At 68.7% G+C, this 11,777-nt stretch carries 9 protein-coding genes; 4 read left to right on the top strand and 5 right to left on the bottom strand.

Annotated elements, in window-relative coordinates; all coding sequences use genetic code 11:
* Window positions 1–73: 73 nt before the first annotated feature.
* From AC5JJ2_RS09990 to AC5JJ2_RS09970, 5 genes are all read right to left on the bottom strand, one after another.
* Entirely contained in the window at window positions 74–1,300 is a 1,227-nt protein-coding gene (locus AC5JJ2_RS09990) for a hypothetical protein (RefSeq protein WP_495857837.1), read from the bottom strand.
* 29 nt (window positions 1,301–1,329) lie between these two features.
* Window positions 1,330–2,292 (bottom strand): chymotrypsin family serine protease, encoded by a 963-nt coding sequence (locus AC5JJ2_RS09985; RefSeq protein ID WP_495857836.1) that lies wholly within the window; start codon window positions 2,290–2,292, stop codon window positions 1,330–1,332.
* Window positions 2,293–2,341: 49 nt separating this feature from the next.
* Window positions 2,342–3,412, bottom strand: a complete 1,071-nt coding sequence (locus AC5JJ2_RS09980; RefSeq protein ID WP_495857835.1) for a hypothetical protein — start codon at window positions 3,410–3,412, stop codon at window positions 2,342–2,344.
* A gap of 39 nt (window positions 3,413–3,451) precedes the next feature.
* A complete protein-coding gene (locus AC5JJ2_RS09975) occupies window positions 3,452–4,132 on the bottom strand; it encodes a hypothetical protein (RefSeq protein ID WP_495857834.1) in 681 nt (226 codons plus the stop codon).
* A gap of 529 nt (window positions 4,133–4,661) precedes the next feature.
* Window positions 4,662–5,720: an integrase core domain-containing protein gene (locus AC5JJ2_RS09970; protein WP_495857833.1), complete on the bottom strand. Its 1,059-nt coding sequence runs from the start codon at window positions 5,718–5,720 to the stop codon at window positions 4,662–4,664.
* A 445-nt stretch (window positions 5,721–6,165) separates the two neighbouring features.
* On the opposite strand from AC5JJ2_RS09970, the gene AC5JJ2_RS09965 reads away from it, so the two are divergent.
* The 4 genes from AC5JJ2_RS09965 to AC5JJ2_RS09950 all read left to right on the top strand — a co-directional run bounded on the left by AC5JJ2_RS09965 (window position 6,166) and on the right by AC5JJ2_RS09950 (window position 11,753).
* Window positions 6,166–7,140 (top strand): hypothetical protein, encoded by a 975-nt coding sequence (locus AC5JJ2_RS09965; protein ID WP_495857832.1) that lies wholly within the window; start codon window positions 6,166–6,168, stop codon window positions 7,138–7,140.
* Entirely contained in the window at window positions 7,137–7,397 is a 261-nt protein-coding gene (locus tag AC5JJ2_RS09960) for a hypothetical protein (protein ID WP_495857831.1), read from the top strand. Before AC5JJ2_RS09965 ends, AC5JJ2_RS09960 begins: the two co-directional genes overlap by 4 nt.
* A gap of 307 nt (window positions 7,398–7,704) precedes the next feature.
* The gene (locus AC5JJ2_RS09955) at window positions 7,705–8,271 is read left to right on the top strand and encodes an ECF-type sigma factor (RefSeq protein ID WP_495857830.1); all 567 of its coding nucleotides are present in this window, start codon (window positions 7,705–7,707) and stop codon (window positions 8,269–8,271) included.
* 89 nt (window positions 8,272–8,360) lie between these two features.
* A complete protein-coding gene (locus tag AC5JJ2_RS09950) occupies window positions 8,361–11,753 on the top strand; it encodes a protein kinase domain-containing protein (RefSeq protein WP_495857829.1) in 3,393 nt (1,130 codons plus the stop codon).
* Window positions 11,754–11,777: the final 24 nt, after the last annotated feature.

The raw sequence follows: 11,777 nt of genomic DNA, 5'->3' as shown, positions 1-11,777 counted from the left end.
ACGAAGGCCGGCGGCGCTATCTTCACCCCGCCGGCACACCCCCACTGCCAGTGCTCGCTGGGGTGAGCCTTGATCATCTACCCGGCCAGAAACTACGGAACGGTCCGATCCGATTCGGAGTTGCTTTCATACCGGGCTTGTGTCGCATCAAGGGTGAGTTCTCATCCTTTGACCGACACGCGAGCGCCGGCCTCACCACGTGCTCCTCGACGAGCTGGCTGGCCCGGACGACCGGGACGTCCTCGGGCTGAATCACGGTGATCTCGTCACCGTCGAACGCGAGCACGTTCAGGTAAAACGCGCTTCTGGACTCCTTGGTTGAAACGTGTTTCTGGCGAAGCAGGAACGTCGTTTCCAATCCTTCCACATCACGCTTGAGAAGCACGACGGTGTCGTCCGGATCTGCTGATGCTTTGCCGGACGTAGTAGCTACCAAGTCCTTCAGTTCCACAGGGGTAATAATACCCGAAATCGACTTCACAGCCGGCGGCTCACTTTGCCGAACGGTCCCGAACACGGTCGCGACGGATACGTCTAGCGTGACGGACCCCGACTGCCGCAGCCGCTCTCCGTAGACCGACCGGAGGTACGCTTGGTTGGCCGTGAACACGAGGTCGGGGCGTTCGGCGTTGTTGACCCGATCGCTCAAAAACCTTGTCAATCGATTCGTCCACAGGCCGATGTCTTCGGGGCGGGTCGGCAGGGGATCCAATGATCGCTTGAATTCATTCGCAAGCGCCGCGGCCCGCGCAACCTCGTCCATCGCTCTGGTGTACCGATCTCGAAGCGCCCGTTGCCGGGCTGGCGTCCAGTTTGTCCGGGGGAGCGAAAGGTACCATTCGAGAAATGGGTCGAGGCTGCCGACGTAAGTCGGGGGTGGGGGGATCGGGCGGGGGGCGACCTCGTCCACCCCGCGGGCCAGGTCCGTGCGGTGCGCGGGAACCACATCCAACCGGTCCAGCGGCCCGAGCAGGATGTCCCCGACGGCGGTTTCCTCGATGAGCCAGGTCTCGACGAAATGCTGGCCGTCGGGGCGCGTCAGGCGGAGGAGCGTCGGGACCGGGTAGCCCCCGGCGTCGACGGCGGGGGCGTCCGTCCCGGCCGCGGCCGCCACGTCCCGAAGTTTCATCCGTTCCGGTCGGAGGACGACCCGGCGGCTCTCGCCGTCCCGGCACACCTCGAGAACGGGGTGCTTCGCGTTCGGTTCGCGAGGCCTGTCGGCGTGCGGCGTCCGACAACCCGCCGCGACCGCCGCGACAGCGATCACGACCACCGACTGGAGTAACAGTAACCGCGCCATCCCCGCCCCTCCCGCCGGCCGGAGCCGCATTACAAGGAATCGATCCCGAACGCCGTGACGACGTCATTGCCGTTCGGGTCCTGGGTCGGGTACGCGTACCCGTTCCCCGCGGCGTCCACCGCGACCAGCACCCCGAGGAAGTCGAACATCCCCGCGGCCGTCTCCCGGAGGACGGGCGCGCCGCTGTCCCCGGGGACGCCGAACGGTTCGGCCGTACTGGACGCAATCTTGAAGAGGCCGAACGACTTGAACAGCGTGCCGCCGTCGAGTTCGTTGTTCGTCTCGATCGTCGCGCTCGTGTCTGTGTCCACGACCTTGCCTTCCCGCCCGCCCGTTTTCTTGCCCCCGTGAATCACGACGTCGCCGACGGCCGGGAGGGCCCGGAAGGAGTCGATTTGCAACGTCTGGCCGTCAACCCGGACGTCGGGGTCTGGCGTGACCCCGTTCGCCAGTCGGACGACGGCGACGTCCATGGGGGAGAGCCCAGGGTTCGACTTGCCCGCTTGGGTCACCACGCCGAGTGACGCCTGGGTGTCCGCGAAGACCTCCGAACCGATCCCGCCCGAGACGTGCTGCGCGGTCAAGATCGCGGCCTTGCCCTCGATGTCCGTGCAGGCGATCGTGATCGTGCCCTTCCCACCGTCGCCTTTCACAAAATCCCCGCCCGCGGGGCTGGTGGCGACGAGCGCCATCGGGGCGGTGGCGTCGAGCCCCAGCACGCCCCCCGCCGGCAGGCGGAATTCCAGCGCCGGTCCGGCGGTCGGCACAAGAGTCGCGGGGCCGACGACGGAGACCCGGACCTCTACCCGTAGCACGACGTCGACCGCCCTCCCGTCCGCAAGCGTCGCGCGGACGGGTACTTCCGCCTGAGTATCCCCGGTCACATTCAAGTCCACGGCCGCCGGCTTCCTAGGTGCCGGCCGTTCGGCCTTGGGCTTCGTGGCTCTCGGGGTTTTCGATGCCGGCTTGGTTTCCTGCTTCCTCTTCGCCATGTCCTTCTCCGGTGTGGGATGGGCGCGGGCTTTGGGGCCCGCGCCGCTTTTACTTCATCACGTGGGCCCGCGGGTCTGTGACCGGTGCGGGAACGCGTACCGCGGGGACCGCCGTCGCCGGCACCCCCACGGGGCACGAGCCGCCGGGCTCGCATCGGTCGCTACACGCGTTGACGTGCCGCTCGAGGAACTCCTGGATGCGGGCCTCGAGGTGGGGCTCCCGGACGTCGAAGTACTCGACGGCGACGACGGTGGTGATCGCGTGGAGCCCGAGCTTCTGGACGCCCGCCTCCTCCGCCTTCGCCGTGTCGCTGATGGCCTTGAGCTTCGGCAGCACGGCCGAGACCTGGGAAACCAGGTTGGCGACGTCCTGGATCGAGGTGTCGGTCAAGTCCTGCTTGACGGACTTGAAGAACTGGCCGCTCGACTGCGTGCCGTACGCGATTTTCACGTCGTTGGTGCCCGACAGCGGCCGCTTGAAGTCGACGGTGTACAGCTCCTTCCGCGTGATGACCTCGTACAAGACCGCCCGGGTGGCACACACCTTGTCGACCCTCGAGAACTTTCCCGCGTCCGACAGGGCGGGCGGGGCGGCCGCGGTGATCCTGGCCTTCAATTTTTCGATCTCGTCCTTCAGCGCCTTGACCCGCTCCGGCAGGTCGAGGAAATCCGAGCTGCGTTTGGCGTCATTCACCAGGGCCTCGAGCTCGGCCTGGAGTTTCGCCAGCCGGGCCTTCATCTGGTCGACGGTCATGGGCTGCTCGGTGGCGGTCGCCTGAGCTTGGATCAGTTCTGTCCCGCCGGCCCGCGCGGATCCCCCGGTCATCGGCATGGGTGCCGGGGCCGGGGCCGGGGTCGGCAAGGGCGACACGGGGGCCGGCTGCAGGTCAGGGGTGACGGCCTTGCCTTTTGGTCCCTTGAAGTATCGCGTTTCCGTGACCGTGACCTGGACGTGGGTGGGCACGTCGAGCGTCTCGGGGATGCCCTTGAGGCACTTCACCTGGCGGCCGTCGGAGTAGTTGTCGTAGTCGTAAATCTTGCTCTTGATGGTGCTGCAGGCGCTGAGCAGCAGGCAGCCGCCCGCCGTCGCGAGGCCGCCGAAGACGCGTGACCGGTTCATGGTTGGTACCTATTGTGTGTGGTGTTGGGTGCGGACGGGTTATTGGCCGGGGAAGCGCTTCTCGCAGGCTTCGTGTTTCAGGTCGACCGGCTTGCACGGGGGCGTGCAGTTCACGTAGTCGGCCATGAACTGACGGACGCAGTCGGTGAGGTCCGGGGCGTTGACGTCGAACAGCTTGACCGCCACCAGGTGGTCGGTGTAGACCATGGCCAGCGAGCCGTCCGCGGGCGTCGTCACTTCCTTCGTGTCCGCCACCGCCCGGGCCTTCTTCAGGTTGGAGAGCACGTCCGGCAGGTTGGGGATGATGGCCGCGATCGTGTTGATCGTCTTGTCCTCGATCTTCGTGTCGTACGTCGAGAAGAATTGCTTGTTCTCCGTGTTGTTGAAGCCCGCCGCCTGGTTCAACGTGCCCGCGCCCGGGCGTACGGAGTCCACCATGAACACCTGGTCCTTGTCGATGACGCGGGTCACGACGAACCGGGACACGGCCCCCTCGACCTCTGTGAAGTCCGGCTGGTAGAACCGCCGCTCCATCACCTTGATCTCGAACCCGGTCGGCACCTTGACGGTCACGGGGATGCCGCGGACCTTCTTCGTGTCCCACCCGCCCTCGATCGGGTTCGGGGTGACGTGGGTGCTGACCGCCGACCGGCATCCGGCCAACGCCGCCCCGCACGCCACGGCCGCCAAGGCCGCGCGCGCGACTCGATGGATGGACATCCTGTCTCCTAAAACTGGGTTAGAGGCCGAGACGCGCCGGGGCGCGACCGTGGAACTTGATCAATTCCCGCGAGATGACCCGAGGCCGTGCCTGAAAGTCCGAATGGGGTCGTCGTGGGCGGTTTGTTGGTCCGTTCCAACTGTCGGAACTATCGACAGACACCGGCTTGATTCTGCATGCAGAATTTCGCAACTGGGCCGGAAAATCCGTTCGTAACGCCCGTTGGCCCCGACCTCTCGCCCTGCCATAGGTCTGTCGTAATTCGCCCTCAAGAGGTTGCGTTTACTCGGGACTGGAGCCTGGGGCGAGGCGCACGGCCCAAGGCGTCATGGTCAAAAACCATGTCCACCGCGAACGGCGGCGATTCCCGGCCGCCAGTGCTTGGCGGGTCGCGGAGTGGATGTCTGAAATCGGGGTCGATTTAGTGGACTTACGTTTACATGGGTGAGACAATTCACCGGCCGCCACGCACCTTCGACGCGGCCGACCGGAGGACGACCAAATGAGACGTTCGTGACCTCGCGATGGTCAGGCCGCGGCGCGGTGGTAGTGCCGGAGCAGCCCGCCCAACCGCTTCCGGCACCGCACCCAACCGGACGGGAACTTGAGGATCGCGGGCGGCTCGCCGTCGAGCGGGACGTTCCCGATCCCTTGGTGGGGCCGCTCGGCGTTGTAGTGGGTCAAAAACTCGGACAGCAGGTGCCGCAGGTGCTTCTCGCCGAAGATCACGAAGTGGTCTAGGCACTCCTGACGCAACGTCTGGGCGAACCGCTCGGCGTGGGCGTTCAGGTTCGGGGCCCTCGGGCCCACCCGCTGCACGGTCGCCCCTTCGGCCCCGAACACCGCGTCGAACGCCTTCGTGTACTTCCCGTCGTGGTCGATCAGCAAGTACCGCGGCGGCCGGCCGAGCTCCTCCATCCGCATGGTCGCGTTGCGGGCCTGCTGCTTGACCCACGTGGGGCTCGGGCTGGCACTCACGCCGGCGACGAACGCCTTGCGGCTGCCCGGGTGCAGGAAGAAGAGCACGAACACGTCCACGATCCCGCGGGTGGTCCACGCCTTCACCGTCAGGAAGTCGCTGGCCCACAACGTGGCTGCGTGCCGCCGGAGAAAGTCCGTCCACGTCCCGACCCCACGCTTCGGGCCGGGGTCGAGACCGGCGTCGCGGAGGATGTTGATGACCGTCGAGCGGGACACCGACCCCACGCCGAGCTTCCGCAGCTCCCCGAGGATGCGGGAGTAGCCCCACCCCGTCTCCCGCGCCAGCCGCAGCACGAGGTCGCGCACGTCGGCGTCCGTTCGCGGCCGCCCCGGCGTGCGGCCCGGCCGTCGGGCTGGCTTCTCGCCCTTCACCCACCGGGCGAACGTCCGCGGGGACACGATCGAGATCAGCCCGGCGATGGCCGACCCGAGCGGCTGGCCGAACTTGACCAGCCGGGCCCGCTCGCGGGGCGTGACCGTGATCCGGTCGGGGAGCTTGTCCCGCAGAATCCCGTTCTCCTCCCGCAGGTACTCGACGGTTTGCGCGAGCTTCCGCTCGTCGAGGGTGACCAGGATCAGCCACAATGGCTCCAACAGGCGGGGCATCGGGAACCCATCAATTCGCGGGGGATTTGCGGGAATGGACATGGTTCTTGTACACCGCCGGAACGCCGGGGAACGGCCGGCTTTCGGACCTGCCCCGCGGTTCCTCGCGACGGACGCGCGATCCTGCCGGTCGTGCCGCCGGGAGCGAGACGGCCGTAGTAATGAGGAAATGTCGCGCCGACTGTTTACCCGCCGGTCGTTGAGCTTTGGCGTGAACCCGTTTCGACCCGCCGGTTAACACGAGCCGAGAGTCCGAGGTTCGAAATCCGTTCCACTCGGACACCGGGTCGGATTCGGAATGGAGTAGATTTTCGGTCGCATCCCCCCTTCGATCCGACGAAATCGCCTACAAAACAAGGCAATCCGCAACCATCGAGTCGCACTCTCGCGCCGAGAGTCGCGCGCGAGAAGTTCGAAATCTGTTCTACCCGGGGAGGGCCGAGCGATGGGGCGGGCATCCGGCCGGCGGGCGGCCGACGACAAGCTGCTCCTGACCTTGGCGTGCGGGGCGACGGCCGAGGCGGCCGCCCGGCAGGCGGGGGTGAGCGAGCGGACGGTGTACAACCGACTGGCCGACCCGGCGCACCGCGGCCGCCTGCAGGCGGTGCGGGCCGACGTCCTCGCCCGCGCGGCCGGGGCGCTGACGGCCGCCGCGACCGAGGCGGTGCGGACGCTGCTGGACCTGCAGAAGCCTTCCGTCCCGCCGGCCACCCGGCTCGGGGCCGCCCGGGCCGTCCTCGAGCTCGGGCTGCGGGTCCGCGAGGCGGTGGATTTGGAGGCCCGGATCGCCGCCCTCGAGGCGCAGGTCGACGCCAGCGGGATCACGCATGAAACTGGCCCGGCGGCTGAAGGCGGTCGAGGCGGCGCGGCCGCGGTGCGCGGGCCGGCCGACCCGGCTGGTGGACGCGGGCGAGCCGCCGGGCCCGGCCGACCGGTGCCCGGCGGGCGGCGGGCGGCACGCGGTGGAGGTCGAGGAGGTCGTCCTCGGCCCCGCGGGCGATCCGGCGACAGGGGACGACCGACACACGCCGGGGGCAATCCCATGAACGCGGTGGCGCGGGTGCGGCGGCTGGAGGCCCGGGGCGGCCCGCCGCCCGCCGTCGAACTGGTCGGGCTGAGCGACCCGGAGTGGCTGGCCGCGTTCGACCGGGCCGCGGCCGAGGGGTTCTTCGCCCGCGAGCCGGAGTTCCCCGCGGCCATCGCCGCATACCGGGCCGCCGTCGCGGCCGCCGAGCGGATCGCCCCGGAGGTGGACCCGCCCCGGGACTTCCGGCCCACCCACCCGCGGCGGGTGCCGGTGCTGTTCACCTGGCGGCTGGACCCGCGGTTCGACGCCGTCTGGGACGCGTTCGAGCGGGTGGCGCGGGTCGCCCGCCGGGCCGGCGGCCGTGACAACGGGGGCGACGGGGGTGACGCATGACGGCGCGGGCGCGGCGGGTCGGGCGGCTGAAGCGGGCGACGGCCGCGACCCCTATGGAGGCTCCCCCGCGGGTGGTGTTCGTCGTGGCGGCCGGGCCGGGGCACGTGCCGGGCCGGTGGGTCCGCGCCGACGGCCGTGTGGTCGAAGTCGTGTACGACCCGGCCCGGCCGGAGCCCGTGATGGCGTTCCCAGGCAACCCGCTCGTCATCACCGGGATGGGCGACCCGTTCGCGGGTGTTCGGGGCGGCCGGGCCTAAAGTTCGTGCCCAACAGATGATTGACCACTCCGCCCCTCTCCCCTGGCATTCCACATGGCCGCCGGGCGTAGTAAGCGAACCCCCTCTTCAAGAACTCTACCCCCGGTCCGCCGTCACTCGCAGCGATCGTCGGGGCCTCGACGCCCGAGCGCACGATCAGTCTCCCCACACGCCGGATCCTGCCTAGGATCCCGACCCCGCCCGCGCTCGTCTCGCCACCGGCCGTACTGCCGACACTGCCCCTCGACCCGCTTCCACCGCCGGTTTCTGGTCGCGGCTCGTCCGCAGCCTGCGTATGCTGAGCGGCATGGCGGACGTCACGCAAATCCTTAATGCTATCAAGGCCGGCGACGGACAGGCCGCCGCCGACCTCCTCCCGCTCGTCTACGAAGAGTTGCGGAAGCTAGCCGCCGCCCGGTTGGCCCATGAGAAGGCCGGTCACACGCTCCAGCCGACCGCCCTCGTCCACGAGGCCTACGTCCGGCTGGTCGGCGGGGCCCAACCTCAGGACTGGGACGGCCGCGGGCACTTTTTCGCGGCCGCCGCCGAGGCCATGCGCCGCATTCTGGTCGAATCCGCCCGTCGCAAGCAGCGGGAGCGGCACGGGGGCGGGCGGAAGCGGCTCACCCTGGACGACCTGGACGTGGCGGCCGAGGCCGCCGAAGACGACGACCTGCTGGCCCTCAGCGAGGCCCTGGACCGGTTGGCAGCGGTCAACTCCCGCGCCGCCGAGTTGGTCAAACTCCGGTACTTCGCCGGGCTGACAGGACGGGAGGCGGCTGGAATGCTTGACATCTCGCCGCGGAAGGCGGACCAGGTTTGGGCGTACGCCCGGGCTTGGCTCCTCGACCGGCTGAACGCCCCCCCCGGCTGACCGCCGGAGGGGCGGCCGCCGGAATTCGTGCGCAATCCCGGACCCCACGTCGCATGGGATATGGGTCCGAAGCCTCGCAGAGCCACGCCATGACCGAAGAGTCCCTCTTCATCGAGGCGCTAGAGATCGCCGGCCCGGTCGAGCGGGCCGCGTTCCTGGATCGGGCATGCGGCGGCGACCCCGCGCTCCGCGTCCGTCTGGATAAGCTCCTGGTCCGGCACACCCAGGGAGGCAACTTCCTGGGCCGCCCGGCGGACCTCCTCCAGTTATCCGATACGCAGGAGTACGCCGCCGGGCGGCCGGCCGACGACCCGCTCACCCCCCCGGACGGGGGCCTGATCGGCCCGTACAAGCTGGTCGAGGTGGTCGGCGAGGGGGGCATGGGCACGGTCTGGCTGGCCCAGCAGCAGGAGCCGGTCAAGCGGCTGGTCGCCGTGAAAGTGGTCAAGGCCGGGATGGACTCGAAGAGCGTGTTGGCGCGGTTCGAGGCCGAGCGGCAGGCGCTGGCCTTGATGGACCACCCGAACATCGCGCGAGTGCTCGACGCCGGGTCGACCCCCGACGGCCGGCCGTACTTCGTCATGGAACTCGTCAAGGGCGTGTCGATCACAAAATTCTGCGACGAGCGGCGGCTGACCCCGCGGGAGCGGCTGGAGCTGTTCGTCCCCGTCTGCCAGGCCGTCCAGCACGCCCACCAGAAGGGGGTCATCCACCGCGATCTCAAACCGTCAAATGTACTCGTCGCCCTGTACGACGGCCGCCCGGTCCCGAAGGTTATCGACTTCGGCGTAGCCAAGGCCGCCGGGCAGCCGCTGACCGAGAAAACGCTCGTCACCGGCCTCGGCGCGGTCGTCGGGACACCCGAGTACATGTCGCCGGAGCAGGCCGAGTTCAACCAGCTCGACATCGACACCCGCAGCGACGTGTATAGCCTGGGCGTGCTCCTGTACGAACTGCTGACTGGGACGACGCCGCTCCAGCGGCAGCGGGTGAAGGGTACCGCACTTTTGGAACTGCTGCGGCTGGTCCGGGAGGAGGAGCCGCCGCGGCCGAGCGCCCGGCTGAGCACGACCGACGAGTTGCCGTCGATCGCCGCCCGCCGCGGGGTCGAGCCGCGGAAACTGAGTGGGTTGGTCCGGGGCGAGTTGGACTGGATCGTCATGCGGGCGCTGGAGAAGGACCGCGGCCGCCGGTACGAGACGGCCAACGGGTTCGGGATGGACGTGCAGCGGTTCCTGGCCGGCGAGCCGGTGCAGGCCGTCCCGCCGTCGGCCAGGTACCGGCTCCACAAGCTCGTCCGTCGGCACCGGCGGGCGGTCGTGATGGGGTCGGTGGCCGCCGCTGTGGTCGGGCTGGCCGTTGTAGGGTTGGTGGTCGGCACGGTGTTGTTCCAACAGGAACAGACGAGGGCGGCGACCGAGCGAGCGCGGATGGAGGCGGAGGCTCGCCGGCGGCTCGAGACCGAGCTTTACCGCCAACACATCGCCCTGGCGGAACGCGAGTGGTCCGCGAACAATTTGAGTCAAATGCAAGCAATGCTGGAACTGTGCCCGGCCGAGCAGCGCGGCTGGGAATGGCGCTACCTGAAGGGGTTGCGAACCAACAGCCGTTCCCCCTTGTCGCACGCTAGTGAAGCCTTCAGCGTCGCGTTCAGCTGCGACGGCAAATTGCTGGCCACCGGCACGAAGGCGGGGGTCGTCCGACTCTGGCAGGCACGAGGTCACGTCCTCCGGGAGTGGCAGGCCCACGAGAACGCGGCCTACACACTCTCGTTCAGCCCCGACGGACGATACCTCGCCTCGGGCGGCTGGGACGGGACGATCAAACTTTGGGACGTGCAGAGAATCCAACGGGACGAGTTGCAGAAGCCTTCGCTCCAACTGGACCCCACCCGGCGGGTGTGGAGTGTCGCCTTCAGCCCTGACGGCAAGTACCTGGCCTTCGGCTCCGGCATCACGACCGATCAGAAGGGGGCGTTCACGGTGTGGGACTTGGGTTCCCGCCGTGAGGTGTTCACGCGGAGCCATTTCACCGACACGGTGACTTGCGTGGCGTTCAGTCCCGACGGTCGGCGGCTCGCCACCACCTGTCAAGGGTTGGTGCAACTCTGGGACGCGCAGACCGGCCAAGAGGAGCAACTGTTCCTCCGCGGTCCCGACACGCGGCGGACGGGGGTCGCGTTCAGCCCCGACGGCCGCTACCTAGCGTCGGTCGGCGGGAATCTTTCCGTCCACCCCGACGAGGAGGTCCAGGTCTGGGACGCCCGCACGGGGGACTTGATCCGAAGCCTGCCCGGGCACGTGGGCGGGCTGCGATGCGTGGCCTTCAGCCCCGACGGCCGCCGGCTCGCGTCCGCCGGCCTGGACCAGACCATCAAGATTTGGGACGCACAGACCGGGGACGAGGTCCTTACGTTGCGCGGCCACATCGACCTCATCAGTTGCCTGGCGTTCAGTGCGGACGGCCACCAATTGGCCTCGGCGAGCGTGGACTCGACCGTCCGAATCTGGGACGCCTCCCCGGACCCGGAGTCGGAACAGGGATCGGAGTTCCGCACCTTACTCGGGCACGCCGGCGGGGTGACCGACGTGGCCTTCCACCCGAAACATGAGCACACCCTCGTTTCCGCCGGTACGGACGGGACGGTGCGGACGTGGGACATCCGGGGTGGCGAATCGCTCGGCACCCTGACGTTGCCCCCGTCCAACGAGCGCGTGAGGGCGGCCTATAGCCCCGACGGGCACCGCCTGGCCGCGATCAGTCGGGGGGGGGCACATGACCTCCTAGCGGTGTGGGAGGTCGATTCTCGAAAGCAGATCGGCGAGTATCGGGCACGCGTCGGTCAGTTCCTCTGCCTGGCGTTCAGCCCCGACGGTCGGCACGTCGCGACCGCCGGTTACGAGTACTTCATGCGGGTCCGTGAGGCGGCGACGGGCGTAGATGTCCGGTCCCCCTTCAAGGTTCACGAGTGGCCGGTCCTTTCCGTCGCGTTCAGCCCGGACGGCCGGCACATCGCCACGGGCAGCGGGGACCGCACCGTCCGCGTCTGGGACTGGAAGGCCCAGAGGGAATTGTCCGTCGTGAGCCTCCAACACGCCGGCCGCGTCACCGGTGTGGCGTACAGTCGTGACGGCAAGCGGCTGGCCTCCGCCAGTCTCGACCGAACGGTCAAGGTCTGGGACACCTCCACGTGGAAACTCCTAAACGACCTGCCTCAGTCGAGCAGCGTCCAGTGCGTGGCTCTCGACCGGGACGGCCCGCGCCTCGCCTGGGGCGGCAACGACGGTACCGTCGCCGTCTGGGACGGCCCCGGCACGGCCCCGGTCGTCCTCCGCGGCCACACCAGTTGGGTTCAGGCCGTGGCGTTCAGCCCGAACGGCAAGTGGATCGCCTCGGCCAGCCTGGACGGGACCGTGAAGGTCTGGAACGCCCCTCCGGAGCCGAAGGCGTCGGTTCAAAAAGTCGGGCCCCTGGGGAAATGAGTTGGTTACCTCGTTCGAGAGGCT

Source organism: Limnoglobus sp., from assembly GCF_059499385.1.
This window is presented reverse-complemented; position numbering and strand designations above follow the sequence as displayed.